Annotated in this window: 23 protein-coding genes; 13 read left to right on the plus strand and 10 right to left on the minus strand. The window is 61.9% G+C overall.

Going from position 1 to position 25,757, the window contains the following annotated elements; all coding sequences use genetic code 11:
- The first annotated feature begins 238 nt into the window (after positions 1 to 238).
- Genes LPW29_RS05230 through scpB form a run of 5 tightly spaced genes read left to right on the plus strand, consistent with a single transcriptional unit; the run spans position 239 to position 4,210 of the window.
- Complete coding sequence (locus LPW29_RS05230; protein WP_238627199.1) at positions 239 to 856, plus strand: L-threonylcarbamoyladenylate synthase; 618 nt, start codon at positions 239 to 241, stop codon at positions 854 to 856.
- A 5-nt stretch (positions 857 to 861) separates the two neighbouring features.
- The gene (locus tag LPW29_RS05235) at positions 862 to 1,539 is read left to right on the plus strand and encodes a site-2 protease family protein (RefSeq protein WP_090250107.1); all 678 of its coding nucleotides are present in this window, start codon (positions 862 to 864) and stop codon (positions 1,537 to 1,539) included.
- Positions 1,540 to 1,577: 38 nt separating this feature from the next.
- Entirely contained in the window at positions 1,578 to 2,795 is a 1,218-nt protein-coding gene (locus LPW29_RS05240; RefSeq protein WP_090250111.1) for a tryptophan--tRNA ligase, read from the plus strand.
- 9 nt (positions 2,796 to 2,804) lie between these two features.
- A complete protein-coding gene (locus LPW29_RS05245) occupies positions 2,805 to 3,674 on the plus strand; it encodes a segregation and condensation protein A (RefSeq protein ID WP_238627156.1) in 870 nt (289 codons plus the stop codon).
- Complete coding sequence (scpB, locus tag LPW29_RS05250) at positions 3,671 to 4,210, plus strand: SMC-Scp complex subunit ScpB (RefSeq protein WP_090250117.1); 540 nt, start codon at positions 3,671 to 3,673, stop codon at positions 4,208 to 4,210. Before LPW29_RS05245 ends, scpB begins: the two co-directional genes overlap by 4 nt.
- A 6-nt stretch (positions 4,211 to 4,216) precedes the next feature.
- Here the strand turns inward: scpB and moaB are convergent, their stop codons facing one another.
- Entirely contained in the window at positions 4,217 to 4,735 is a 519-nt protein-coding gene (moaB, locus tag LPW29_RS05255) for a molybdenum cofactor biosynthesis protein B (protein ID WP_090250538.1), read from the minus strand.
- Between the two features lie 141 nt (positions 4,736 to 4,876).
- Here moaB and rluB point away from each other — a divergent pair, with 141 nt between their 5' ends.
- Both rluB and LPW29_RS05265 read left to right on the plus strand, forming a co-directional pair.
- Complete coding sequence (gene rluB / locus LPW29_RS05260; protein WP_090250119.1) at positions 4,877 to 5,671, plus strand: 23S rRNA pseudouridine(2605) synthase RluB; 795 nt, start codon at positions 4,877 to 4,879, stop codon at positions 5,669 to 5,671.
- On the plus strand, positions 5,668 to 6,354 hold the full coding sequence (locus tag LPW29_RS05265; RefSeq protein WP_238627157.1) for an endonuclease III domain-containing protein: 687 nt from the start codon (positions 5,668 to 5,670) through the stop codon (positions 6,352 to 6,354). Before rluB ends, LPW29_RS05265 begins: the two co-directional genes overlap by 4 nt.
- Before the next feature lie 22 nt (positions 6,355 to 6,376).
- On the opposite strand, the gene LPW29_RS05270 is transcribed toward LPW29_RS05265, so the two are convergent.
- From LPW29_RS05270 to hpnC, 8 genes are all read right to left on the minus strand, one after another.
- Positions 6,377 to 8,434 (minus strand): TonB-dependent receptor plug domain-containing protein, encoded by a 2,058-nt coding sequence (locus LPW29_RS05270; protein WP_238627158.1) that lies wholly within the window; start codon positions 8,432 to 8,434, stop codon positions 6,377 to 6,379.
- Between the two features lie 19 nt (positions 8,435 to 8,453).
- On the minus strand, positions 8,454 to 10,538 hold the full coding sequence (locus LPW29_RS05275) for a putative bifunctional diguanylate cyclase/phosphodiesterase (RefSeq protein WP_238627159.1): 2,085 nt from the start codon (positions 10,536 to 10,538) through the stop codon (positions 8,454 to 8,456).
- On the minus strand, positions 10,535 to 12,895 hold the full coding sequence (locus LPW29_RS05280; RefSeq protein WP_238627160.1) for an ATP-binding protein: 2,361 nt from the start codon (positions 12,893 to 12,895) through the stop codon (positions 10,535 to 10,537). The genes LPW29_RS05275 and LPW29_RS05280 overlap by 4 nt, the downstream gene beginning before the upstream one ends.
- Positions 12,892 to 13,419, minus strand: coding sequence for a YfiR family protein (locus tag LPW29_RS05285; protein WP_238627161.1), 528 nt, complete (start codon positions 13,417 to 13,419; stop codon positions 12,892 to 12,894). Before LPW29_RS05285 ends, LPW29_RS05280 begins: the two co-directional genes overlap by 4 nt.
- A gap of 210 nt (positions 13,420 to 13,629) precedes the next feature.
- Entirely contained in the window at positions 13,630 to 14,376 is a 747-nt protein-coding gene (locus LPW29_RS05290) for an SDR family NAD(P)-dependent oxidoreductase (protein WP_090250135.1), read from the minus strand.
- Positions 14,373 to 15,701, minus strand: coding sequence for a hydroxysqualene dehydroxylase HpnE (gene hpnE, locus LPW29_RS05295; RefSeq protein ID WP_238627162.1), 1,329 nt, complete (start codon positions 15,699 to 15,701; stop codon positions 14,373 to 14,375). Before hpnE ends, LPW29_RS05290 begins: the two co-directional genes overlap by 4 nt.
- Positions 15,698 to 16,561 (minus strand): presqualene diphosphate synthase HpnD, encoded by an 864-nt coding sequence (gene hpnD / locus LPW29_RS05300; protein WP_090250139.1) that lies wholly within the window; start codon positions 16,559 to 16,561, stop codon positions 15,698 to 15,700. Before hpnD ends, hpnE begins: the two co-directional genes overlap by 4 nt.
- A 44-nt stretch (positions 16,562 to 16,605) precedes the next feature.
- On the minus strand, positions 16,606 to 17,481 hold the full coding sequence (gene hpnC / locus LPW29_RS05305; protein ID WP_238627163.1) for a squalene synthase HpnC: 876 nt from the start codon (positions 17,479 to 17,481) through the stop codon (positions 16,606 to 16,608).
- Between the two features lie 133 nt (positions 17,482 to 17,614).
- On the opposite strand from hpnC, the gene LPW29_RS05310 reads away from it, so the two are divergent.
- From LPW29_RS05310 to LPW29_RS05335, 6 genes are all read left to right on the plus strand, one after another.
- On the plus strand, positions 17,615 to 18,124 hold the full coding sequence (locus LPW29_RS05310) for a GNAT family N-acetyltransferase (RefSeq protein ID WP_090250141.1): 510 nt from the start codon (positions 17,615 to 17,617) through the stop codon (positions 18,122 to 18,124).
- A gap of 237 nt (positions 18,125 to 18,361) precedes the next feature.
- Complete coding sequence (bchI, locus tag LPW29_RS05315; RefSeq protein ID WP_090250143.1) at positions 18,362 to 19,387, plus strand: magnesium chelatase ATPase subunit I; 1,026 nt, start codon at positions 18,362 to 18,364, stop codon at positions 19,385 to 19,387.
- Entirely contained in the window at positions 19,384 to 21,177 is a 1,794-nt protein-coding gene (locus LPW29_RS05320; RefSeq protein ID WP_238627164.1) for a magnesium chelatase subunit D, read from the plus strand. Before bchI ends, LPW29_RS05320 begins: the two co-directional genes overlap by 4 nt.
- A gap of 24 nt (positions 21,178 to 21,201) precedes the next feature.
- Positions 21,202 to 22,095, plus strand: coding sequence for an alpha/beta fold hydrolase BchO (gene bchO, locus LPW29_RS05325; RefSeq protein ID WP_090250147.1), 894 nt, complete (start codon positions 21,202 to 21,204; stop codon positions 22,093 to 22,095).
- A 117-nt stretch (positions 22,096 to 22,212) separates the two neighbouring features.
- Positions 22,213 to 23,754: a phytoene desaturase gene (locus LPW29_RS05330; protein WP_238627165.1), complete on the plus strand. Its 1,542-nt coding sequence runs from the start codon at positions 22,213 to 22,215 to the stop codon at positions 23,752 to 23,754.
- On the plus strand, positions 23,751 to 24,887 hold the full coding sequence (locus LPW29_RS05335) for a phytoene/squalene synthase family protein (RefSeq protein WP_090250153.1): 1,137 nt from the start codon (positions 23,751 to 23,753) through the stop codon (positions 24,885 to 24,887). Before LPW29_RS05330 ends, LPW29_RS05335 begins: the two co-directional genes overlap by 4 nt.
- Here the strand turns inward: LPW29_RS05335 and LPW29_RS05340 are convergent.
- Positions 24,884 to 25,756, minus strand: a complete 873-nt coding sequence (locus LPW29_RS05340; RefSeq protein WP_090250155.1) for a carotenoid 1,2-hydratase — start codon at positions 25,754 to 25,756, stop codon at positions 24,884 to 24,886. The genes LPW29_RS05335 and LPW29_RS05340 overlap by 4 nt on opposite strands.
- Between the last annotated feature and the right edge of the window lies 1 nt (position 25,757).

Raw genomic sequence — 25,757 nt, forward strand, 5'->3', positions numbered from 1 at the left:
CCCACGAGGGCATAACCAAATTCGGTGCTCCCCTCTCTTTGTTAGTATCTTCCGTGGGAGCGGGCCTGCCCGCGAAAGGAGGTATCCGAAGCCACCGCCATTCTCCGCCAAAGTGCAGGATCGGATCGGCGGGGTATGATGAGCCTCAAGCCAGGCAAAACCATTCGGGTGATGACCGCTGCGTCTGATAAACTTGCCGATTACATTTCCGACCGCTCAGGGATACAGCATGAGTCGCGTGATCGAGATCCATCCGGTGGACCCCCAGCCGCGCCTGATCAGGCAGGCGGCGGATGTGGTGCTGGAGGGGGGCGTCATCGTCTACCCCACCGATTCCTGTTATGCCCTGGGGTGTGCCATGGGCAACAAGGCCGGGATGGAACGCATCCGCCGCATTCGCCAGCTGGATGAGCAGTATCATCTCACCCTGGTGTGTCGGGATCTCTCGGAGATTTCCATTTACGCCAAGGTGGACAATAGCGCCTACCGGTTGCTCAAGGGGCTCACGCCCGGCCCCTATGCCTTCCTGCTCAAAGCCACCCACGAGGTGCCGCGGCGCCTGCAGCATCCCAAGCGCAAGACGGTGGGGCTGCGCATCCCCGACCACCCCATCTCCCAGGCATTGCTGGAGGCGGTGGGGCAGCCCCTGATGAGCAGCACCCTGGAACTGCCGGGGGACGAGCATCCCCTGTCCGATACCTTCGAGATTCGCGAACGCATGATGCCGCTGGTGGACCTGGTGATTGACGGCGGCGCCTGCAGCCTGGAACCCACCACGGTGATCGATCTGGAGGGGGATGTGCCCCGACTCATGCGGCGTGGTCGGGGTGAAGTGCCTCCGGGCCTTGAGGAATAGGGGCCATGGAAGACATCTTGCAGATCATCGCCATCTGGGCCCTGCCCGTGCTCTTTGCCATCACCCTGCACGAGGCTTCCCATGGTCTGGTGGCCAAGCAACTGGGCGACCCCACGGCCAAGATGCTGGGCCGGCTCACGGCCAACCCCTTGAAGCACGTCGATCCGGTGGGGACGGTGCTGGTGCCCATCGGTCTGCTGTTGCTCACCGCACTGACCCCGGCGCCGCCGTTTGTCTTCGGCTGGGCCAAGCCTGTGCCGGTCAACATCAATAATCTGGGAAATCCGCAGCGCGACATGGCCATCGTGGCGGTGGCAGGGCCCACCGCCAACCTGCTCATGGCCATTTTCTGGGCGCTGATGATCAAGCTTTCCATACTCCTTCAGGGGGGGGTGGACTGGGTGGCTATCCCGTTGTTTTATATGGGCATCGCTGGGGTCACCATCAATATCCTGCTCATGGTGCTGAATATGCTGCCCTTGCCGCCGCTGGATGGGGGGCGCGTGGTGGCCGGTTTTCTGCCGTCCCGTGTGGCGGCCCGCTATGAGCGCCTGGAGCCCTATGGGCTGGTGATCATCCTGATTCTGTTGTTCACGGGCATCCTGGGGGCGATTCTGTTCCCGGTTTACGGTTTTTTCGTGGACCTGCTCCAGACCGTGTTTGCCCTGCCATCCTGGCGATAACCGATCCGTTTTTTCAACTGCATGTGTGAGGAGTCCACTTGAGTTCCCTGCCGACACAAAATCAGCGCGTCCTGTCGGGCATGCGTCCCACGGGCCGACTGCACCTGGGCCACTATCACGGCGTGCTCAAAAATTGGGTTGAACTGCAGCATTCCTATGAGTGCCTGTATTTCGTGGCCGACTGGCATGCCCTGACCACCCATTACGAAGATCCGCGCGTTCTCGGCGAGAGCGTGTGGGAGATGGTGGTGGACTGGCTTGCGGCGGGCGTCAGCCCAGGGTCCTCGCGGATCTTCATCCAGTCCCGCGTGCCGGAGCATGCGGAACTGCACCTGTTGCTCTCCATGATCACCCCCTTGGGCTGGCTGGAGCGGGTGCCCACCTACAAGGATCAGCAGGAAAAGCTCAAGGAGTTGGATCTGGCCACCTATGGTTTCCTGGGTTACCCCTTGCTGCAAAGCGCCGACGTACTCATTTACAAGTCAGGGCTGGTGCCGGTGGGGGAGGACCAGGTTTCCCATCTGGAGGTCACCCGGGAGGTGGCTCGGCGTTTCAATCACCTGTACGGCTGCGAGCCGGGCTTCGAGGATAAGGCCGAGGCCGCGGTGGACAAGATGGGCAAGAAAAACGCCCGCATGTACCGGGACCTGCGTCGTCGTTACCAGGAAAAGGGCGAAGACGAGGCGTTGGATGTAGCCCGCGCCCTGTTGGAGACGCAGCAGAACATTTCCCTGGGTGATCGTGAACGCCTGTTCGGTTACCTGGAAGGCGGTGGTCGCATCATTCTGCCCGAACCTCAGGCGTTGCTGACCAAGGCCTCCAGGATGCCGGGGCTGGACGGGCAGAAGATGTCCAAGTCCTATGGCAACACCATTTCCCTGCGCGACGAGCCGGCGGATGTGGAGAAGAAGGTCCGCACCATGCCCACTGACCCGGCCCGGGTGCGCCGCAGCGATCCGGGGGATCCGGACAAATGCCCCGTGTGGCAATTGCATCAGGTGTACACCACGGAGGATGTGCACAGCTGGGTGCAGGAAGGTTGCCGCAGTGCCGGCATCGGTTGCCTGGAGTGCAAGCAACCGGTGGTGGATGGGGTGCTGGCTGAACTGGGCCCCATGCAGGCCCGTGCCAAGGATTATGAGTCCGATCCCAACCTGGTGCGCTCCGTGGTGGCGGAAGGGTGTGAAGCCGCCCGTGACATCGCCCGCGATACCCTGGAAGAGGTCCGACGGGCCATGGGGCTGGCCTACCGATGAATCTCACCGATGAGTGATGAGCCGTCCGTCCTGCTGTCCGCGCCCGAGGGCGTGGACGAGGATGAGGCGGTCAAGGCCCGGGTTCGCGGGGAGCCGCTGACCCTCACGCCCAAGGATCTGTATATCCCGCCGGACGCCCTCGAGGTCTTCCTGGAAACCTTCGAGGGCCCGCTGGATCTCCTGTTGTACCTGATCCGGCGCCAGAACCTGGATGTGCTGGACATCCCCATCGCTGAGATCACCCGGCAATACATGAAGTACATTGAACTCATGCAGGAGCTGCGCCTGGAACTGGCGGCGGAGTATCTGGTGATGGCGGCGGTGCTGGCGGAAATCAAATCCCGCATGCTGCTGCCCCGCGCCGCCGAGGTGGAAGACGAGGAGGATCCCCGCGCTGCCCTGGTGCGTCGTTTGCAGGAATATGAGCGTTTCAAGCAGGCGGCCGCGAATCTGGATGATCTGGCACGCCTGGAGCGGGATATTTTCATGGCGGCGATCGAGCCACCGCCCATGCATCATGAGAAACCTCTGCCGGATGTCGGCCTGGATGAGTTGCTGCAGGTCTTTCGGGAGGTGCTGGGCCGGGCCGACATGTTCAGCCATCATCAGGTCCAGCGCGAGCCGCTGTCGGTGCGCGAGCGCATGAGTCGGGTGCTGGCCTCCCTGGGCGAGCGGGGGCATGTGGAGTTTGTCTCCCTGTTCACGGTGGAGGAGGGACGTCGGGGGGTGGTGGTGACCTTTCTAGCCATCCTGGAGTTGATCAAGGGGCATCTGGTGGAGTGGGTGCAGGCGGAGGTCTATGCCCCCATCTATCTGCGCCCGGCGGGACCCCGCCAGGGTTGGGATGATCACGTTGACATGGAGCCAACGAACCCATGACACCCGACCGGCTGAAACGCATCCTGGAAGGCGCCCTGATGGCAGCGCAGCGTCCTCTGTCCATTGAAGATCTGGAGCGGTTATTCGAGGCGGATGCGGCCCGGCCTGAGCGGACGGACATTCGCGAAGCCCTCAGGATCATTGCCGAGTCTTGCGAGGATCGCGGGTATCACCTCAAGGAAGTGGCTAGCGGTTACCGTTTCCAGGTGGATGAGGAACTGGCCCCTTGGGTGTCTCGGCTGTGGGAGGAGAAGCCTCCCCGTTACAGCCGTGCCTTGCTGGAAACCCTGGCGCTGATCGCTTATCGACAGCCCATCACCCGGGCTGAGATCGAGGAAGTGCGTGGGGTCGCGGTGAGTTCCCACATCATCCGCACGCTCACCGAGCGGGACTGGATTCGGGTGGTGGGGCATAAGGAGCTACCCGGGCGACCGGCGCTGTTCGGAACCACACGGGGGTTCCTGGACTATTTCAATCTCAGGTCGCTGGATGAACTGCCTACATTGGCGGAGTTGAAGGAGCGGCCCACCCCGTAACCCGATTCACTCCCGAAGCCTGGGCATCAACATGGCCAGATTGCACGGTCGGGTGCGCCGATCCAACTGCGCCTGGATGAGTTTTTCCCAGGCCGTGCGGCAGGCGCCGGACGAGCCCGGCAGGCAGAACAGATAGGTTCCATTGGCCACGCCGGCCACGGCCCGGGACTGCAAGGCCGAGGTCTGAATCTCCTCGTAGGAGATGGCCCGGAACAGCTCCCCGAAACCCTCGATCTGTTTGTCCAGCAGCGGCAGGATGGCCTCGGGGGTGCCGTCCCGTCCGGTGACCCCCGTCCCGCCAGTGGTCAGGATGACATTCACCCGGGGGTCCGCGATCCAGGTGGAAACCACCGCCCGGATGCGGTAAATGTCATCGGCCACCAATTGCCGGTCCACGCCCTGGTGGCCCGCTGCGGTGAGGCCATCCACCAGGGCCTGCCCCGAGGTGTCCTCCTTGAGGGTGCGGGAGTCGGACACTGTGAGTACGGCGATGTTCAGGGGGATGAACTCAGGGGAATCAGGCATGGGGCCACCTTGGCGGGTTGAGGGATGACCGGTCTCGAAAAGACCTTCGGGTTGCCTCATACTACTCATCCCACGGGGGCCAGTGCCACCGTCTACCTGACCCACTTTTTATCCACGTACTGTCTATACACGGAACCTTTCATGACCGAACGCCTCCACAAACTTCTCGCCCAGGCGGGTCTGGGCTCGCGCCGCGAGGTGGAGCGCTGGATTGCCCAGGGCTGGATCACCGTGAATGGCAAGGTGGCCAAGGTGGGAGATCAGGCCGGTCCCGACGACGAGATCGCCATCCAGGGACGGCCGGTCACCGTGGAGACACCGGATCTGCGGGTGCTGGCCTATCACAAGCCCGAGGGAGAAGTGAGTACCCGCTCCGACCCGGAGGGGCGGGTCACCGTCTTTGATCATCTGCCCCGCTTGCGCAAGGGCCGCTGGATCAGCGTGGGCCGACTGGATATCAATACCTCGGGTCTGCTGTTGTTCACCACCGATGGTGAACTGGCCAACCGCATGATGCATCCCTCCCGTCAGATGGAACGGGAATATGCCGTGCGGGTGTTGGGTGAGGTGGATCCAGCAGTCATCCAGCGCCTTCAGGAAGGGGTTGCCCTTGAGGATGGCGAAGCGCGTTTTGACGAAATCCGCGAGGCCGGCGGTTCCGGCGCTAATCACTGGTACCACGTGACCCTGCGTGAGGGTCGCAACCGGGAGGTGCGTCGCTTGTGGGAATCCCAGGGGGTGACGGTGAGTCGCCTGATCCGGGTGCGCTACGGGCCTGTGGAACTGGATCAGGGGCTGCGTTCAGGGCGCTGGCGGGAACTGGCGCCCGACGAGATGAAGCGCTTGTATTCAGCGCTGGATCTCAAATGGACGCGTCCCCGCACGCCCACGCGTATCATGCGTCCACCTGGCACCCGGCGTCTCCCACGGCAGTGAATGCACAGCGACTGAAACAGGTTTTCGATCGTCTCTCCGAGCACCACGGTCCCCTGAACTGGTGGCCCGGGGAGAGCGGGTTCGAGGTGATGGTGGGGGCCATCCTCACCCAGAACACCGCCTGGAGTAACGTGGAGCAGGCGATCACCCACCTCAAGCAGGCCAATGCGCTGGCCCCGGAGCGGATCCTGGCGTTGTCACCCGAGGATCTTGGGGCGTTGATCCGCCCTTCTGGCTATTTCAATGTGAAGGCGCGCCGATTGCAGTCTTTCTGTCAGTGGTATCTGGACCAGGGCGGCCAGGAGATCTTGAGTGGCTGGGATACCCGGGTGTTGCGTGCCCGATTGCTGTCAGTGAACGGGGTGGGCCCAGAGACCGCCGACGATATCCTGTTGTATGCCTTCGAGCGCCCGGTTTTCGTGGTGGATGCCTATACCCGACGGCTGTTTTCGCGGCTGGGAATGGTGCAGGGCGATGAGCCTTACGAGAGCCTGAGGGCCTCGGTGGAGGCGCTGATCGGCGAGGATGTGCCGATGCTCAATGAGTTGCATGCGGTGATCGTGATCCATGGCAAGGAAGTCTGCCGCCCCCGCCCCCGCTGCAATGCCTGCGTGCTGCTGGAGGAATGTCCCACAGGGCAGGGGCTCAATCGCTTTCCCCCCAAGCCAAGGCGTTCCTCCTGAGGCCCGAGGGTATCGAGTCGGGTTAGAAACTGATGCTGACCCGTCCATATAGGCCCCGGCGAGTCTGAGCCGGCTGGAATGTGGGGGCTACCGAAAAATACTCGGTCCGCTCCGAATCCAGCAGGTTCTGCGCCACCAGAGCCAGCTCTATGCCGGTATCCGGTCGCCAGGCCAGCCTCAGATCCATCGTGGTATACGCATCCAGCGGGGACAGAAAGGGTCGGTCACGCTCTCCCACATGCTTGATCCACATGTCCAGATCCGTGTGGTGACTGAGGTTCCATGAGCTGCGCAACGATGTGGTGTGTCTGGGAATGAAGCTGGAGAAAAGGCGATCACCTCCTGTGAATTGACCGGTGTCATTCACACTGTGGGCGAGTTGGAAACGCAGCCTGTCACTGGGCCTCCAGTCGCCGGAAAGCTCCACTCCCGTCACGGTCAGTTCACCGGTATTGACGAACTCAGTGGGCGCAATCAGGTATTGATTATCTTCACTGATCAAAAGGTTGTCGGGATCCGTGATGACCGTGGCTGTTCTGAGATCCTCGTAGCGATGCACAAAGGCGGTCACATCCAGATAGACTCCAGATGATGGCTGACCGCGATAGCCTGCTTCGAAGGCTGTCAGGCGTTCCGATCCATACCCCTCGTTGCCACGAACTTCGCCCTGTATCGGCAAAGTCGCGATGGATGCATCCAGCGGTGGGTCAAATGAGATCACGCCTGGCGGTGCCACCGTCAGAATGTAATCTGCTGTACGCTCCCCCCGGGAAGGAATGCGCTTGGCGCGGGATAGCGAACTCCATACGCTATGCTGGGGGGCCATGTTCCACAGCACGCGGAGAGTTGACTGGATTTCCGTGCCGGTATAACTGTTGTGATCCAGGCGCCCGCCCAGTGTCAGGCTGACCTCGTCGCCTAGTTCCATCTCATCCTGGGCAAACAGGCTGGCAAGATGCAGGGTTTCTCGCGACTGTTCAATGCGCGTGGTGAGGCCCTCGGATAGGGTATCCCGATACCAGCGATATCCGGCACCCCAGGTGAGTGTGTGTTGATCCGGAAAATTGAGACGCTGCTGAACTTCCAGGTCGACGATATGCTGCTGTTGATCCGCCAGCATCACGGCTTCCAGGTCGGAATAACTCCAGGAGGCATTGAGTTTGATCTCTGAATGTTCCGAAGTCTGATGGGTGACGCTGGTTTGCAGATCAAGACCGGAAAAACGGTCAGTGATGTATTCCTCCCGCCGGTATACAGGGGGCTGGAGGGGGTCTCTGGGAACCCCGATCCCATCCGATTCTGTTCGATAGAGATTGCCGCTCACCATCCAACGGCCCACCGTTTCGTCTCCATCCAGACGAAACCCGGCCGACAGGTGACTGGCTTGGTCATGGTGATCATCCCCGGATTCTTGCAAGGATTCACGATAGCCACGGTTTTTCAGATAAACGCTGTAGCTTCGGTCTTCTCCCCAGGCGCCACCCTGCCTGACCAGGGCGGACGGGCCGGCATTGTCACCATAACCGGCGCTGACCTGCGTGCCATGGGTGGTGTGGGATGAGCGGGTAATGATGTTGATGACGCCATTGACCGCGTTCACCCCCCAGACGGCTCCGCCCGGACCCCGGATCACTTCGATACGCTCGATGTTCTCCAGGGGGAGTTGCAGTGTGTTCCAGACCACACCGGAAAAGTTGGGGCTGTAGGCACTGCGTCCATCCACCAGCACCATGAGTTTGTTGGAGAGATATTCTGTGTGGCTGCGAATGGATACGGCCCAGCGATCTGCGCTGATCCGGGCAACATCCACCCCCGGAGCCAGGCGCAGGGCTTCCGGCAGCGACCGGGCGCCTGAACGCCGTATGTCCTCGGCTGTAATGACATGCACGGCAGCGGCAACGTCGGACAGGGGTTGTGCCCGTCGGCTGGCGGAGACCACCTCCTGCTGGAGAAGATCCTCCAAAGAGAGTTCGAGAAAACGTTCAATGTCCGAAGCCTGCACGGACGGAGCAGCGCCGCCAAGGATGATCAAAAGACAGGAAATGACGGGGATGCGTCTGTCAGTGGCGAACCTGTCCATGCTATGCGCGCTCATGGTGTCATGGAAGCCGATCAAAATCCCAGTTCTGGCCCAGCAGGGCTGGGAGCTGGTCTGATGGCACCGGTTTACTGAAGTAATAACCCTGGAGAGTATGGCAGGATTGTTGTATCAAGATCTTTACCTGTTCCAGATTTTCCACTCCCTCCGCAGTCACCGTGAAGCCCATGCTCTCACTCAGGGAAACAATGGCCCTGATGATCGCCAGGCTTCCGGCATCATGGGGCAGTCCACTGACAAAGCTGCGGTCCACTTTGAGGTTGTGCAGAGGCAACCGCCTCAGGTAGCTCATGGATGAGTAGCCGGTGCCGAAATCATCGAGGGAGAACTTTACTCCCAGTTCCTGCAGTTCACACAGGGTTTGCAGTGTGGTGGCACTCTCGTCCATGAGCGTGGTTTCCGTGATCTCGAGTTCAAGGAATCGCGCGTCCAGACCTGTTTCCTCAAGGATGTCTCGGACTTTTCGCGTCAAGGTGCCGTTTCTGAATTGTACCGGGGAGAGGTTCACCGCCATTTCCAGGGAGAAACCCGCGGCGTGCCAGCGGGCGGCATCCCGGCAGGCGGTGCGTAATACCCAATCGCCGATGGAAATAATCAGCCCATTGTCTTCAGCCAGGGGGATGAATTCTGCTGGGGGTATCAGCCCATGTTGGGGGTGCACCCAGCGGATGAGGGCTTCGACGGAGCGGATGTGTCCGGTTTGCAGGTCCACCTGGGGTTGGTAGACGAGGAAGAACTCTTGCGAGTTCAGGGCACGGCGCAGGTCGCTCTCCATGTTCAGGCGCCGCATGGCCTCCTGAGTGAGGGTGGGACTATAAAACTGCGTGTTGTTACGCCCCAGGTACTTGGCGTGGTACATGGCAGTGTCCGCGTGCTTGAGCAGCGTGTCGGCATCTTCCCCGTCATCCGGAAATATGGCGATACCGATGCTGGCGGTGATGACCATCTCCCGTTCTGCGATGAAGAACGGCTGCCGCATGAGTTCCTGTATCCGCTGGGCCGCAATCAGGGCATCTTCGGGATGGTTCATGTCCGGAATGATGACGGTGAATTCATCTCCACCAAGACGGGCCAGGCTGATCCCCGGATGCTGAATCATCGGACGGGAGACCGTGTCTGTAGGGCGGACACCCAGCCGCAGACGCTGTGAGGCATGCTGTAACAGTACATCACCGATGGCATGGCCGAGCGTGTCATTAATCTGCTTGAAGCCATCCAGGTCCAGGAACAGCACGCCCAATTGAGTGCAACTGCTTCTGGCACGGCGGATTTCGCCCTCCAAACGATCCATGAGATGTTGCCGATTGGCCAATCCTGTCAGTGTGTCGTAATAGGCCAGTCGGTGTATTTCCTGGTCGGCTTCCTTGCGCTGAGTGATGTCCCGAATGAGGCAGAGTGTTTCCTGATGGTCGATGATGACAAGACGGGTTTCAAAATAGCGAACGGGCCCATCCACCTGCTGCAGAGAGTATTCAATGTCCTGGATCTGGCCGGCCGAACGGGCCTCTGTGATGGCATCCATGTAGGCCTGTGAAATTGCCTCGGGCAGTGTGTCTTGCAGCCGGGATCCGGTCCTGGGATGGGCCTGGTCGTTGTGCCCTGCCAGCCGATCCAGCACGGTCCCATCATCAGCAAGCCGGAGCAGCGTATCCGGCAGCGCACTCAAAATGGCAGCATTACGCGCATTGGCACGGTGCAGATCCAGACGCGTGAGGTGCGCACGCCAAAGGTACTTGATTCGGTGTCCGATGAGATTCCAATGGATGGGTTTGGAGATGAAATCAGTGGCGCCGGCCTCGAAGGCTCGGGCAATGGACTCCGTATCGTCCAGGCCAGTGACCATGACGATGGGGAGTTCATCGCCGGCCAGTTGGCGCAGGCGTTTGCAGGTCTCAAAGCCATCCATACCGGGCATGTCCACATCCAGCAGCACCATCTCGCAAGGTGTCTGAGCAAATAATGCCAGTGTGCGTTCGCCATCCTGAGCATTGATCGCCGTGAAGTCCGCCGCCTCCAGAGCTGCAGTCATCAGCATGAGTGCAGTCACGTCATCGTCAGCCAGCAGAATCCTGACGCGTTCGTTCATATGCCTGCCTTGATCCGTTTGCGGATTTCATCGAGGGTTGCACGTGAAATATGCCGGAATTCCTTCGACAGGGTGTCGGTGTCACACAGGCGGTTCTCCCGGGCACAGGCTTCCAGTTGCCGGCAGGTCTCGGACAGACGCCTGGCGCCAACGTTGCCTGAGCTGGACTTCAGGGCATGACTGGCGTTGCGCAAGGCTTCGGGATCACCTGCTGTCAAAGCCTCATCAATCTTTTGGACCAGTGGGTGGGCACTGTCCAGAAAGGCCTGGAATACCCTTGTCAGAAGGCCCTGATCAGGGCTCAGGTTTTGTAACTCATGGAGCGCCTGCGGATGCAGCATCGATGGGTCATCCGATTGGAGTGCGTGTGTCGAGGATGGCCGGGCAGGGGTGGCTGATGAGGCGGCGGCAGGAAGCCATTGGCGCAGCAGGGTGTGCAGTTGTTCAAGGGTGTAAGGCTTGGGCAGACAAGCCTGCATGCCGACTTTCAGGCATTGCTCCTGATCCTGTGAGGATGCGTTGGCGGTCAGCGCAATGATGGGGGTCTTGCGGCAGTCTGGCACCCATCCTTCGCGGATCGCCATCGTCGTCTGATGGCCGTCCATGACCGGCATACGACAATCCATCAGGATCAAATCCACCGGATTTTCCTCGAGCATTGACAAGGCCTCCTTACCATGATTGGCCATGCTCACCCGGAGCCCCATTTGCTCCAGCATGGCCCGGGCAACCAGTTGATTGACAGGGTTATCCTCAACCAACAGGACACCGCCATCCAGAATCCAGGTCTCAGGGGTATTCTGTGGCAGTTGGGGTTCCCTACGCGTGGTTTCAGTATGCTCGGGGCAAACGCCCTGAGGCAACCTGAGTTCCACACGCAAGCTCGAGCCTTGCCCGGGTGTGCTGTGCATCTGGATGATCCCGCCCATCAGCTCCACGAGACGCCTGCAGATGGCCAGCCCCAGACCGGTCCCGCCATAGCGCCGGGTCGTTGATCCGTCTGCCTGCGCGAAGCGCTCGAATATGACATCCCTGGCCTCGGGCGCGATCCCGATGCCGGTATCCTCGACCCTGAGATGGATCAAGTTCTCCCGATCGGCTGTTGCCGTGACCTCGATATACACGCGAATGCTGCCTTGATGGGTGAACTTGACGGCATTGCTCAGCAGATTGGTCAAAACCTGTCGTAGCCTGAGGGGGTCCCCCCGACACCAGAAGGCTTGATCCGCGGGGGCACATTCCGTGGATAGGCTCAAGCCCTTTTGGGCGGCCGCTTCCTGGAATAGCTGGACGCAGTCCTGGATCAATGTCACCAACTCAAAGTCCAACGACTCCAGGTGCATATGGCCCGAATCCGCTTTGGAGAAGTCCAGAATGGCGTCAATGATGGATAGCAGGTGTCGACTGGCCTGAACGGCAGTATCCGCATAATGACGTTGTCTGGAATCCAATGGACTTTTCAGCAGCATTTCGGTCATGCCCAGCACCCCATTCATCGGGGTTCTGATCTCATGGCTCATGTTGGCCAGAAACTCGCTTTTGGCTTGGCTGGCGGCCTCGGCAGCCTCTTTGGCGTGCTTCAACTCAGCAGTCCGCGTTGCCACCTCTTCCTCCAGGCGCTCGTTTTGCAGGCCGAGGCGTCGATCCCTCTCCTGAATTTCCTCCAGCATGCTGTTGAAGCCCTCTGCGAGGGTTCTGATTTCAAGGATGTCGCTATTGCTGGCGCGCACGCCAAGGTCCCCTGCCTGCGTGACACGCTTCATCAATGCGGTCAGGGCAGAGACCGGTTGAAGCACGCGGGTAACCAGACGCGCCATCAGAATCCGGCTGGTGAGCAGCGCCAGGACGGCGGCCGCCGCTGTGATGAGGATGAGCAGACACATTTGCACATAGAGCGATCTCAGGCCGATGACGGTCTGAATCGCCCCCAGCGTGTTATCTTGCAAGGTGATGGGTTGGGTCAGCCTGACAGCGGTCAGCCCATAGAGCGTCTCTTCCTGAAGCTGCTCCATATCGTGGGTCTGAAGACCGGAGGCGGATTCATAACGGGCAAACGGCTGGCCCTCGCGGTCGTAGATGACCGCCGCTTGAACATCGGGTGAATGACGCAGTGAAGCCAGCAAATCCAGGCCAGCCTTCCTGTCATCGAACAGCATGGTCGCCGCGGCGTTTTCGGCCAGAACCTTGGTCTTGACCCGGTTGGCATCCACCATGCTGAACAGGCTGACGGTCAACCCTCCGAGAATGGTGATGACCGCCATGATGATGACCGAGATCACCAGTGCCGCGCCATTGATGCGACGTAACCGGTCTGCCAGGGAGAGAGGCGGATCCTTGTCGGGCGAGGTGATGTTCATTTCTCCACCTCTTCTGCCAGGCGAAGCAATCTTGAACTGAGGTTCAGGCTGTGTGCGCGGGCGGCTGTCAGATTGGCTTCAAAGGCGATACGGTTGTGCTGCGTGATCATGTTGATCGCCACCCCCCGGCGCATGGCGCTGGGTGAGTCAGCTACCGTCAATATCGGTAAGCCATGCACCGCCCCGAGGATCTCCGGCAGTTGGCCCATGGCGGAGCGTGCGATGAATACCAGTTCGCAGTCTGGCAGCTCGGCCAGCGTGGTGGGTAACTGGGTGATGATCCGACGAGGGCCCACCCGTCGGTGATTGAGCGGGAGGAGGGCGTCGCCGAACGGGTCGCTACCGTAGATACACAGATCCAGCGTATCGCCGACTGCTTCAGGCCATTCGGTGAATAGCGCAAAGTTATAAAGAAAGGCAGCCTTGAGCTGATACTCGGAAGGCGTGCCAGCGGCCACATGAGCAGGGAAGGACAGGAGCAGGTAAATCAGGAATGACTGGGCAATGCTTCTCATCCGCGGCATGCCACGCGACCGCGCTCGCCCATCCTGCGAGCCCATGCTCTGTCCTTGAATCCTGTCCCGATACGCATTTCGAAGCGCGGTGCCACCCATGCCGTTCGTCAGAGCCAGACGCTGACAGGGAGTTTAGGATAGGCACGGGTCGCTGTCTTCGCCGGGCGCCCTGTTCCCCCGAAGGAGAGGATCGCGTGGTGCCTTCTCCCTGTGTCCGCGTCAGGCCAGTTTGAGATTCTGCCCGGTGGTCTCCCCGGCATCGGGGCCGAGCAGGTAGAGGTAAGGTCCGATCACCTCCGCGGGCTCAGGGTGCTGGCTCGGATCTTCTCCGGGGTAGTGGTCCGCCCGCAGCGGGCTTTGGATCGGGCCGGTATCCACTCCGTTCACCCGGATGCGACGGGCCCCCTGGTATTCGGCCGCCAGGATGTCCAGTAGCCCGCGCTGTCCCGCCTTGGCCACGCCGAAGGCGCCCCAGTAGGCGCGTTGGCAGTCCTGAGTGGAGAAGACGATGGCCGGGTCGGGTGCCTTTTCCAGCAGTGGGAGGGTGGCGTGGGTGAGCAGGAAAGTGGCGTGCAGGTTGACCGTGATGACGCGGGCCCACATTTCCAGATCGTAGAGTTTCAGTGGGGTCAGCGCGCCCACCCAGGCCGCATTGTGTACAACGCCGTCCAGCCGCCCGAACTCGTTGCCCAGGTTCTCGGCCAGGTCCTGGTAATCCTTGGCGGTGGCGCCTTCCAGATTCATGGGGTAGATGGCTGGCTGCGGACCACCCTCGGCCTCGATCTCGTCATATACCTTTTCCAGCGTCTTGATCACCTTGTCCAGCAGGATCACGGTGGCGCCGTGTCTGGCCAGCGCCAGGGACAGGGCTCGCCCGATACCCCCAGTAGCACCGGTGACCAGGATCACCCGATCCTTGAACAGGTCGGGCGCGGGAGTGTAATGGAGAAGTTGTTGCGGGATCATTGCGTTTCCGTTGTGGCTGGAGTCTGTTGGAGGATCGCTTGGGCACATTGTAACCCACTGATCACTGCTCCCTCGAGCGTTGCCGGCAGGCCGGTGAGAGTATAGTCGCCGGCCAACCACAGGCCCGGCTGGGGTAGGGTGTTGCCCGGTCGCAGTCGGTCGCAGTCCACTGCCGCGCGGAATGTGGCCTGCTTTTCGCGGATCACCCAACTCTTCAGTGGGAAGGGCCAGTCTGGAAAGAGCATGTGTAGCTCCGCCCGTACCTGGGCCACCAGCGCCTGATTGTCCATTTGCATGTGAGGCCCGGAAGCCGAGATGACCACGGCCATGAGCCCGGGTTGGCCCGTGATGCGGCGATCGAAGGTCCATTGGGCGGTGGTGCCCAGCATGCCAAAGAAAGGTGTTTGCAAGCGGACTGACTCGGGGTACTGCAGATAGACGGTGCAGATGGGCTCGGTTTCCAGGGCCTCAAGGCCTTCGGTGACATCTTTCAGGCTTGGCAGCGGCTTGAGCAGGCGCGCGGCGGCGGGGTGCGCCGTGGCCAGGACCACCTGATGCGCATCAAGCGTCTCGCCGTCACGCAGGGCCAGGGTGAATCCCGTCTCCGTTGGGATCACGCTGCATACGTGGGTGAGGGTGCGTACGCTTACACCCCGCGCATCAAGCCATTGGTGGGCGGGTTTCGGCAGGAGATCTCCCAAGCTCATCCTCGGAACCAGCAGATCCGCGTGACTGCGGTGACCGGAGAACGCGCCGCGCAGTACCGCGCAGAACAGTTTGGCCGAGGCCTGCGTGAGCGGGGTGTTCAAAGTGGCCAGGCACAAGGGTTCCCACAGGCCACGCACCAGGACTTCCGGCTGTCCATGTTCGTGCAGCAGGCGGCTAACGGAGATGTCCTCATCCTGCTGCCAACGCATTAGACGGGCCAGGCCGGGAAGAGCCCTCAGCCGGTCTCGCCCCGGCATGCCACGGGCGCTGAGCAGGCCGGCCAGAAGATGCAGGGGCGCGGGCAGATAAAAACTGGCCAGGCCGATTCCCGGGGCGCCGGCTTCCCGCATGTTCAGGTCCAGGGGTAGGCGCATGAAGGCGCGAGACTCCTCCATGCCCAGCGTCTTCATCAGCCGGAGGGTGTGCTCGTAGGCCCCCAGTAGCAGGTGCTGGCCGTTGTCCAGCGGCATGCCGTCCCTATCCACTCGCCGCGCACGCCCCCCCAGGTGTCGGGTGGCCTCCAGCACTGTGACCCGGCGTCCCGCCTCGGTGAGGCGTACGGCTGCGGACAGGCCGGCCCAGCCACCACCCACGATACAGATATCGTGTGTCGTCATCCCTTGATGGCCTTGCGATGGCGCCGTTTTTCGTGCCGGGCCGTGCGCCAGGCGATCCACAGCTTACGCACGGGTGTCAGTCGGACGCGCTGCTCCAGTACCCGGTAACCATCGGCGGCAATCTCGTCCAGCAGGGTGCGGTAGATGGCCGCCATGATGATACCGCTGCGCTGGGCATGGCGGTCGGTCTCGGGCAGATGCTCGAAGGCGCGCCGATAATAGTCGCGTGCCCGGTCGGCCTGGAAGGCGAAGAGGCTCCGCAGTCGCTCGGAGGTTTGTGGTCGCTGCAGATCCGCGGGCTGAACACCAAAGCGCTCCAGTTCGTCCAGCGGGATATAGATTCGACCCCGGCGGGCATCTTCCAGGACATCGCGCAGGATGTTGGTGAGCTGGAAGGCCATGCCCAGGTCATGGGCGTAGCGTGCGGTCTTGCGATCCTCGTAGCCGAATATCTCGGCGGACATGAGTCCCACCACCGAGGCTACCCGGTAACAGTACAGCGACAATTCGGTGAAGCTGGGGTAGGCGTCGAATTCCAGGTCCATCTGCATGCCATCAATGATCTCCCGGAAGTGTTCCTCGGGGAGATTGAAGCGTTCGATGCAGGGTTGCAAGGCCTGACACACGGGATGAGACGGCTGGCCGCTGAAGGTTTCCGAGACCTGGTCCCGCCACCAGTCCAGCTTGGCCCGAGCCACGGCCGGATCCTGGCATTCGTCCACCACGTCGTCCACCTCCCGACAGAAGGCGTAGAGCGCAGTGATGGCCCGGCGTCGTTCCGGTGGCAGGAACAAGAAGCTGTAATAGAAACTGGAACCGCTACCGGCGGCCTTTTCCTGGCAATACTGATCGGGAGTCATGGATCTGGTTCGCTTGGGCGGTGAATGCGTAAACTATCATACCGTCATACAGGCAGGCGTCCCGGTAACAGTCCATCCCTGAGGATGACCAGATAATCCCGGCTACCCAGGCGCGGACGGGAAAACAGGTCCGCCTGCTGGCGCTGAAGATGCCAGACCACGCGGGCGCCAGCCACGATGATCAGGCGAATCTCCAAGCCCAGGCGACCGGGCAGCATGGCCCCCAGGGGGGCCCCGCTGCGTAGCAGTTGATCGGCGCGTTGGAACTGTTTGCGCATCAGTTGTCGGAAGGCATCATCGGTGAGCTGGTGGCGGAAATGGTTCTCGGTGACCCCGAAGGCCTGCATCTCCTCCTGCGGGATATAGATGCGTCCCATTTCGTGGTAGTCCTGGGCCATGTCCTGGTAAAAATTAATGAGTTGCAAGCTCGAGCAGACGGCATCGGACAACGCCAGGCGTCGGGGGTCGGCCTGGTTGCACAGGTGCAGTAGCAGGCGCCCCACCGGGTTGGCGGAACACCGGCAATACTGAATGACATCGCCAAACGTGGCGTAGCGATGCGTGGTGACATCCTGACGAAATGCGGTGAGCAGATCATGGAACAGCCCGACGGGCAGGTTGAAGGTCGGGATGGCATGGCTCAGGGCGATGAAGGTGGGGTCGTTATCCGGCTCGCCAGCGGCTGCGGCATCGAGCTGCTGCCCCAGGTCATCCAGTGCACGAAGGCGTTCCTCCGCGGAGCGCTCACCTTCATCCGCCAGATCGTCTCCCCGACGGGCAAAACTGTAGATGGCGGCCACCGGACGACGCAAATGGGCAGGCAGCAGGCGCGAGGCCACCGGGAAGTTTTCGTAATGACCATGGGCCTGACGCAGACATTCACGGTAAGCCTGGTCCACAGGTTGGCTGGCGGCGTTCATCTGTTCCCACTGGGTAGGGTTCAAATGGCGTGGAGTTTACCATGGTCTCGGGTGAACTCCCCTGCGCGAGCGGTGAGTGGGGGCACGGGCGGTACACTCAATGGATTCCTCTGACGCGAGATGAAACACCTTCATGTGGTATGACCCGGCGTTTCTTGGCCTTCAGGCCGCATCGGCTGAGCACAGTTCGTCCTTGCGACGCTTGTCGCGGACTGGAGAAGAGGTGGTTTGGGCCTTCCCCGATGTCCCGCGGCCTCTCCATGAGGCGGGCCTGCAGTCCTGCGTCAGTCGTTGTACGGAGGCCGTCGTCGGGGTGTACCGGGGCCGGGTGATCGCTTTCGGCGGCCTGGGAAAAATGGAGCCGGGAGGGGATGGTTTTCTGCGTCACCTGATCGTGCACCCGGACTATCGGGGCCGGGGTGTGGGGTCGACAATGCTGCGTCATTTGACCCATAGGGCCTTTGCGCATTACCGCTGCCGGGAGGTGCATGTTCGGGTTTCTTCACGCAATGTTCCGGCCACCCTATTTTTCTATGAGCTGGGTTTTCTGCCTTACGGCATGCTGTCCGGCGTGACGGATCCCTACGGTGGCGGCATCATGCGCTTGCGCTTGCGGCGCAGGGATCTGGAAGAGGCGTCGTAGGGAAGGGGTGCCCCTGACTCCCGTCAAGTTGGCAGGCATTTACCCGTGGGATGGCAGCCTTCACCTTTGTTTTTTTGACTCGTTTGGGAGAATATTACGCGCTTTACGCTGCTGCGCGGGTGTTCTCGGTACGCACCGCCGGGAGGCTCTGGTAAGATCGCCCCGCGTCGCACCTCAAAACCGGCAGTGGCATGGATTTCCGTGCACGGCCGCTACCTAAGGCAGAACAAACAGACTATGGCTTTGACGTTTCCGTTTTCGGCGATTGTCGCGCAGGACGAGATGAAGCTCGCCATTCTTATCTCCGCCATTGATCCGAGTATTGGCGGGGTGCTGGTGTTCGGGGATCGGGGTACCGGCAAATCCACCACGGTCCGTGCCCTGGCAGCCCTGTTGCCGCCCATGGAGGCGGTGGTGAACTGTCCTTATGGGTGTGCTCCGGACAAAAAGGCGGGTCTGTGCAAGATGTGCGATGGGCCCGATGCCAAGGAGGCACCCAAGACCCGTCAGGTGCCGGTGCCGGTGGTGGATATGCCGCTGGGCGTCACCGAAGACCGGGTTGTGGGCGCCCTGGATCTGGAGCGGGCCCTGACCCAGGGTGAAAAGGCCTTTGAGCCGGGTCTGCTGGCCCGCGCCCATCGCGGTTTTCTGTATATCGATGAGGTCAACCTGCTGGAGGACCACTTGGTGGACCTGCTGCTGGACGTGGCCGCCTCCGGTGAGAACGTGGTGGAGCGCGAAGGCCTGAGTGTGCGCCATCCCGCCAAGTTCGTGCTTATCGGTAGTGGTAACCCGGAGGAAGGGGAACTGCGTCCGCAGTTGCTGGACCGCTTCGGTCTCTCCGTGGAGATCAGCACGCCCGAGGACCTGCCCACCCGTATCGAAGTGGTGCGTCGCCGTGATGCCTTTGAAAAGGACCCGGAGGGCTTTACTCAGCGCTTCGAGAAGGAAGATGCGGAACTGCGCAAGAGAATCACTGCGGGTCGAGAACTCCTGCCAGACGTGGTGGTGCCCGATGCGGCCCTGGAGCGGGCAGCCCAGCTTTGCCTGGCCCTGGGCACTGATGGCCTGCGTGGTGAACTCACGCTGATCCGTGCTGCCCGCGGCCTGGCGGCCTTCGAGGGTGATAAGGAGGTGACCGATGAGCACCTCAAGCGCGTGGCGCCCCCGGCCCTGCGCCATCGCCTGCGTCGTAACCCACTGGATGACGCTGGATCCTCCGTGCGCGTGGGGCGTGCCATCGAGGAGCTGTTCGGCGCATGACCGAAACCATGGCCCCCGAACTGACGCCGTGGGCATTGGCCAGCATCGCCGCTGGCCTGTTTGCCGTGGATCCCCAGGGGTGTGGTGGCGTGGCGGTGCGTGCCCATGCCGGCCCGGTGCGTGACCGCTGGCTGGAACAGCTGCGCCAGTTGTTGCCCGCGAAGGCGCCCATGCGGCGTCTGCCACTGCATATTGCCGATGGCCGTCTGCTCGGCGGCCTGGATCTGGCGGCCACGCTCAAGGCAGGAAAGCCCATTGCCGAACGCGGCCTCCTGGCAGAATGCGATGGTGGGGTGGCCGTCATGGCCATGGCAGAGCGGCTGACCTCCTCCACGGCCGGTCGCGTTGCGGCCGTGATGGATGCCCATGAAGTGGTCCTGGAGCGGGATGGTCTGGGCATGCGCGTGCCCACCCGGTTTGGGGTGGTGGCCCTGGATGAGGGGATGTCCGAAGAAGAGCAGGTGCCCGATGTCCTGATGGATCGGCTGGCCTTCCACATGGATCTGATCCCCATCGCCGTGCGCGATATGGACGAACCCCTGTGGACCAGCGAAGACGTCACCCGCGCTCGGGCAATCCTGCCCGAGGTGGAGGTGAGCGACAAGATTCTGGAGGCCCTGTGTGGCACGGCCCGGGCGCTGGGCATCGCCTCTTTGCGGGTGCCATTCCTGGCCCTGCGCGCGGCGCGCGCGGCAGCGGCCCTGGATGGTCGGAATCAGGTAGCGGAAGAGGATGCAGCCCTGGCCGCCCGCTTGGTGCTGGCTCCCCGTGCCACCATGTTGCCACCCTCCGAGGAAGAGATGCCCGAGGAGCAGGAGCCGCCACCGCCAGAGGAGCCGCCTGAGGAGGAGCAGAAGCCAGAGGATCAGGAAGACCAGGATCCTGCGGAGCTGGACAAGCTCCTGGAAGACCGCGTGCTGGAAGCTGCCAAAGCCTCATTGCCGGCGGGTTTGCTGGCGCAGTTGCAGGCCGGGTTGGGCGCCCGGTCCCGTTCCTCCGCCGCTGGCAAGGCCGGCGCACTGCAGCAGGGCAACCGTCGTGGGCGTCCCATTGGCACTCGTCGTGGGGAGTTGCGTGCCGGCGCCCGATTGAATGTCATCGAGACCTTGCGTGCCGCTGCCCCCTGGCAGCCGCTTCGACGGGCCCAGGCTCTGGCCGATGGCAGCTCTCCCAAGAGCCTGCGGGTCCATGTACGCCGGGATGATTTTCGTATCACCCGTTTCAAGCAACGCACTGAGACCACAACCATCTTTGCGGTGGATGCTTCCGGTTCCGCGGCCCTGCATCGCCTCGCTGAGGCCAAGGGTGCTGTGGAGTTGCTGCTGGCCGACTGTTATATCCGTCGTGACCGTGTGGGCTTGATCGCCTTCAGGGGGGGGCAGGCCGATCTGCTGCTGCCACCGACGCGCTCGCTGGTTCGCGCCAAGCGCAGCCTCGCCGGGTTGCCGGGGGGCGGAGGGACGCCATTGGCCTCTGCCATTGACGCGGTGCGCGAGCTGGCCGAGTCGGTGAAACGGCGTGGCGAAACCCCCGTGGCCGTATTCCTCACCGATGGCCGGGCCAACATTGCTCGCGATGGCAGTCAGGGGCGATCCAAGGCAATGGAGGATGCCCTGGCAGCTGCCAAGGAACTGGCTGCGGAGCAACTCAAGATCATTCTGGTGGATACCTCGCCACGGCCGCAGCGCAGCGGTCAGGAACTGGCCATGGCCATGCAGGCGCAATATCTGCCACTGCCCCATGCCGATGCCGCCACCCTGTCCAGCGCCGTTCAGACAGCCAGCAGTTGATGCCGTGTTGACGTTGTGACCGAAATGACCCACTGGCCGGACTGGGAGCGGGAAGGGAAGGATTGGCCCAATCGCCACGTCAGTCGGTTTGTGGAGGCTGGCGGCGTGCGCTGGCATGTGCAGCGCATGGGGGAGGGGCCTTGCGTACTCCTCATCCATGGTACCGGTGCGGCGACCCACAGCTGGCGAGATGTGATGCCGCTACTGGCCCGTGAACACACCGTGATCGCTGTCGACTTGCCTGGTCATGGTTTTTCACGCCCGCTGGATAAGGATCCCGCTCCCTTTACACTGCCCGGGATGGCCAGTGCCTTGGGCCGGTTGCTGGAGGGCCTGAAGGAACGCCCCGCTCTGGTGGTCGGGCATTCCGCGGGGGCGGCTGTGGGTGCGCGCCTGTGCCTGGACGACTGGGTGTGCCCCCGCACCCTGATTAGTCTCAATGGCGTGATGTTGCCCTTCCCTGGGGCGGTGACCTTATTGTTTTCCAATACCGCGCGATTGTTATCCATGATGCCCATGCTGCCCCAAATGGTGGCCTGGCGCGCCACGGATCGCCGCGCGGTGGAGGATCTGCTGCGTGGCACCGGCTCCACTGTGGACCCGAGGGGCACGGAGTTCTATGGCCGGTTGATCCGTCATCCGGGGCATGTGGCCGGGGTGCTGAAGATGATGAACCACTGGGATCTGCAGCCCCTGGCGCGGGATCTGGCGAGGTTGCCGGTGGATCTGGCGCAGATTGTCGGTGACCGGGATCGGATGGTGCCTCTGTCCGAGGCCCTGCGGGTGCAGGCGCTGGTACCCGGTTCAAGCCTGTTGCGCCTGCCGGGGCTGGGTCATCTGGCCCATGAGGAGAGGCCCTCCCTGCTGGCCCAGCAAGTGGCTCGTCAGGGGGTGGGCGGCGCCTCGGGGGTGTCTTGATCCTTCTTGTGTAATCGAAGTCAATTGACCTGGGATTTTCCACCACTCTCCTGTCTGGTCAGGGGTGGGGACCCCTGCTAGACTGCCGAGCAAGACTTACACTTCATAGGGTTGCCCGTGACCACAGTTGCCGAGCCTGCCATCTCATCCTCCTCCGTTGATGATGCCCGTCCGCATGCCGTGGTGATCGGCAGCGGTTTTGGAGGGCTGGCCGCAGCCATCCGGCTTGGTGCCCGGGGCTATCGGGTGACGGTTCTGGAAAAGCTGGATGCGCCCGGTGGGCGTGCCTATGTGTTCCGCCAGGACGGCTTCACCTTCGATGCTGGTCCAACCATTGTCACCGCCCCCTTTGTGCTTGAGGAACTCTGGCAACTCTGCGGTCGGCGCATGGAGGATGACATTGATCTGCGCCCCATGGATCCCTTCTACCAGATTCGTTTTCACGACGGCGAGGTCTTCAACTATTGGGCCGATGTGGAAAAGGTGCGCGAGGAAGTCAAACGCTTTGCGCCGGAGGACCTGGAGGGTTATGACGCCTACATGAAGGCCAGTCAGGCCAATTACAAGGTGGGCTTCGAGGATCTGGCGCATGTCCCCTTCAATTCCATGCTGGATATGGCCAAGGTGGTCCCCGATCTGGTGAAGTTGCAGAGCTATCGCAGCGTTTACGGCCTGGTAGCCAAATATGTCAAGAATCCTCGGCTACGCGAGGTGCTCAGCTTTCATCCGTTGCTGGTGGGGGGCAATCCCTTCCGCACCACATCCGTCTACTGTCTGATTTCATACCTGGAGCGTCGCTACGGCGTTCACTTTGCCATGGGTGGCACGGGCCGACTGGTGGAAGGACTGGTGGATCTCATTCAGGGGCAGGGGAACGAAGTGCGCTGCGGCCAGGAGGTGGCCAACATCAATGTGCAGTCCGGGCGTGTCACCGGGGTGCGCATGAAGTCGGGTGAATCCATATCCGCCGACATTGTGGTATCCAATGCCGACTCCGCCTCCACCTATCGCAACCTGGTGCCGTCACCGGCCCGTCAGCGCTGGACCAATAGCCGCATTGAGCGGGCCCGTTATTCCATGAGTCTGTTTGTATGGTATTTCGGCACGAAAAAGCGTTATGAGGACGTGCCGCACCATTCCATCATTCTGGGGCCACGCTACAAGGAGCTGATCGAGGACATTTTTCAGCGCAAGATTCTGGCCGAAGACTTCAGCCTGTATCTCCATCGGCCCACCAAGACCGATCCCTCCCTGGCGCCAGAAGGTTGCGACACCTTCTATGTCCTCTCGCCGGTGCCGCACATGCAAAGCGGTGTGGACTGGGCGCAGCAGGCTGAGCCCTACCGTCAAAAAATCTCCGAATTCTTGTCTTCCAGCATACTGCCCGATCTGGAGCAGCAGGTGATCAGTTCCCATATGATCACTCCCCAGTACTTCCAGGACGATCTCAACTCCTTCCGCGGCGCCGCATTTGGGCTGGAGCCGGTCATGCTGCAAAGTGCGGCATTCCGCCCCCACAACAAGAGCGAGGACGTGAAAGGACTCTACCTGGTGGGTGCCGGGACGCATCCCGGCGCCGGTCTGCCGGGCGTGATCTCCTCGGCACGCGTGCTGGACAGCGTGGTTCCGGATGCAGCCCAAGCGAAAGGTGCCCGATGATGCAAGCGACCTCCACCACCAAGCGACCCACGCGGGCCGCGGACATGACGGCCTGCCGATCTCTCCTGTGTGACGGCTCCCGGTCCTTCTATGCGGCCTCTCTGTTCCTGCCCCGGCAGATCCGGGAGCCTGCCACCGCCATGTATGCCTTTTGCCGGCTTGCGGATGATGCCATCGATCTGGACGATGGTCGTGGTGACGGTCTGGAGCGCATGCAGGATCGTCTCGATCGGATTTATGAGGGGAATCCCCGCAACTTTTCCGCGGACCGGGCCTTTGCCCGGGTGGTGCAGCGCTTCTCCATCCCGCAGGCTCTTCCGCAGGCCCTGCTGGAGGGCTTTGAGTGGGACACGGGTGGGCGAACCTATCCGGACCTGGCTTCACTGGAGGCCTACGGTGCCCGAGTGGCGGGCACCGTGGGGGCCATGATGACCCTGGTCATGGGCGTGCGTTCTCCTGATGCCCTGGCGCGGGCCTGTGATATGGGTGTGGCGATGCAATTGACCAATATCGCCCGGGATGTGGGGGAGGATGCCCGCAATGGTCGCATCTATCTGCCGTTGAACTGGATGGAGGAACACGGTATCGACGTCGAGGCCTTCCTGGCCGATCCGCAATTCACTCCAGAAGTGGGGCAGGTGATCCAGCGTCTGCTGGAGGCCGCTGACAGGCTCTATGAACGGGGTGCTGTCGGCGTTCAGACCCTGCCGCCCTCATGCCGGCCCGGGATTCAGGCGGCCATGGCATTGTATTCCGAGATCGGCCGGGAAGTGGAACGCAACGGCCTGGACTCCATCAATCAACGCGCTGTGGTGTCGCCATCCCGCAAGATCCGGGCCTTGACCCAGATGTTCCGTCGGTTCAGCGACAAACAACTGGCCGTGATGAATCGGATCCTCGTGGAAGAACCCCTGGAGGCCAATCGTTTCCTGGTGGACGCGGTGCGTGAGCATCCCTTTGGTCGGGACAGCATCCGTCCCACCGCCATGGCCATGGGACGGGTCGAGCACCGCCTGATGTGGCTGCATAATCTTTTCCACCGTCTGGAGGAGCGGGATCGCTCCATGCGTCCGGCTGCCAAGACCAGTGCCCTGGCCCGCAACCGGGATCGCGGGGACGTGGCCCTGGGTTAGCCCCGAGCCCGACGGGGCATCCGAAAAGGCAGCATCAAACGCACGACCGGGTTATCGAAGCGATCCAGCGAAAGGCTCTCGTGGAAAGCGACGGCCTTCTCACCATGGATGCGCGCATCCAGCAGCGAGCGCGCATAGAAGGGGGTGTCCTCGAAGGTATGCCGGATCGCGGCGCTACCCGCGTCGGCGCGGGTGGCCCTGGGGGCACGCCAGATGCGCGCCGTGGGCAGGGCATGGGCAGGTGGTGGTTCTACCTCCCGTGCCTTTCCGTCCGCATCGAAGCGCAGCGCAAGCAGGCTGTGACCACCATCGCGGCGGTCTGCTTCATAGAGCACCATGGTCTCCTGATTCTCCATTACTGCGCGCGACCAGTCCCAGTAGCGGAAGCCTTTTTCCACCGGCTCCTCGCCGCGGTTGCTGTCCAGGTATCCGGGCCCTTGCCATCGAAGACCAGGTTGTTCCAGATCCACCTCCACCCGTGCCGAGGGCGCGATGGGGCGCCATTGGTGCAGGCCCTGGCCGTCCAGGGCGAAACTGTAATCGGTCAGACAGTGGGGTGTCAGGCGGACCTGCCCCCGAAGTTTTGAGGGGATGGGCGCGGTGGTCTCGTCAATGGTCACTGTCAGTGCCTGACCATCCCAGGACAGGCTGCTGGGGCCGATGGTCAGATGGTGGCTGTCCCGTGCCAGGTCGCCTCGCCCCCGTTCCGTCATGGCCCACCGCTTCATGTCGCCGTACAAGGCCACATTGATGGCGCAGTGGTGATTCGGATCCGGATTGCCGCGGCGGCGGGCCCAGGCATAGTAAGGGGAGAAGACGCTACCCACGAAGCCGATCAGGGTGATCCCGTGGCGACCGTCATCGCTCAAG

Source organism: Ectothiorhodospira sp. 9100, assembly GCF_022227565.1.
Lineage (GTDB): Bacteria > Pseudomonadota > Gammaproteobacteria > Ectothiorhodospirales > Ectothiorhodospiraceae > Ectothiorhodospira > Ectothiorhodospira marina.

What these genes read in the sequence shown, in the direction of transcription:
- hpnE (WP_238627162.1), bottom strand. Translation starts at nt 15,701, where the DNA reads ATGACGACACACGATATCTGTATCGTGGGTGGTGGCTGGGCCGGCCTG.
- rluB (WP_090250119.1), top strand. Translation starts at nt 4,877, where the DNA reads ATGACCGAACGCCTCCACAAACTTCTCGCCCAGGCGGGTCTGGGCTCG.
- LPW29_RS05275 (WP_238627159.1), bottom strand. Translation starts at nt 10,538, where the DNA reads ATGAACGAACGCGTCAGGATTCTGCTGGCTGACGATGACGTGACTGCA.
- LPW29_RS05245 (WP_238627156.1), top strand. Translation starts at nt 2,805, where the DNA reads ATGAGTGATGAGCCGTCCGTCCTGCTGTCCGCGCCCGAGGGCGTGGAC.
- LPW29_RS05270 (WP_238627158.1), bottom strand. Translation starts at nt 8,434, where the DNA reads ATGGACAGGTTCGCCACTGACAGACGCATCCCCGTCATTTCCTGTCTT.
- LPW29_RS05290 (WP_090250135.1), bottom strand. Translation starts at nt 14,376, where the DNA reads ATGATCCCGCAACAACTTCTCCATTACACTCCCGCGCCCGACCTGTTC.
- moaB (WP_090250538.1), bottom strand. Translation starts at nt 4,735, where the DNA reads ATGCCTGATTCCCCTGAGTTCATCCCCCTGAACATCGCCGTACTCACA.
- LPW29_RS05310 (WP_090250141.1), top strand. Translation starts at nt 17,615, where the DNA reads ATGTGGTATGACCCGGCGTTTCTTGGCCTTCAGGCCGCATCGGCTGAG.
- LPW29_RS05335 (WP_090250153.1), top strand. Translation starts at nt 23,751, where the DNA reads ATGATGCAAGCGACCTCCACCACCAAGCGACCCACGCGGGCCGCGGAC.
- LPW29_RS05280 (WP_238627160.1), bottom strand. Translation starts at nt 12,895, where the DNA reads ATGAACATCACCTCGCCCGACAAGGATCCGCCTCTCTCCCTGGCAGAC.
- hpnC (WP_238627163.1), bottom strand. Translation starts at nt 17,481, where the DNA reads ATGAACGCCGCCAGCCAACCTGTGGACCAGGCTTACCGTGAATGTCTG.
- LPW29_RS05320 (WP_238627164.1), top strand. Translation starts at nt 19,384, where the DNA reads ATGACCGAAACCATGGCCCCCGAACTGACGCCGTGGGCATTGGCCAGC.
- LPW29_RS05285 (WP_238627161.1), bottom strand. Translation starts at nt 13,419, where the DNA reads ATGCCGCGGATGAGAAGCATTGCCCAGTCATTCCTGATTTACCTGCTC.
- LPW29_RS05235 (WP_090250107.1), top strand. Translation starts at nt 862, where the DNA reads ATGGAAGACATCTTGCAGATCATCGCCATCTGGGCCCTGCCCGTGCTC.
- scpB (WP_090250117.1), top strand. Translation starts at nt 3,671, where the DNA reads ATGACACCCGACCGGCTGAAACGCATCCTGGAAGGCGCCCTGATGGCA.
- bchI (WP_090250143.1), top strand. Translation starts at nt 18,362, where the DNA reads ATGGCTTTGACGTTTCCGTTTTCGGCGATTGTCGCGCAGGACGAGATG.
- bchO (WP_090250147.1), top strand. Translation starts at nt 21,202, where the DNA reads ATGACCCACTGGCCGGACTGGGAGCGGGAAGGGAAGGATTGGCCCAAT.
- hpnD (WP_090250139.1), bottom strand. Translation starts at nt 16,561, where the DNA reads ATGACTCCCGATCAGTATTGCCAGGAAAAGGCCGCCGGTAGCGGTTCC.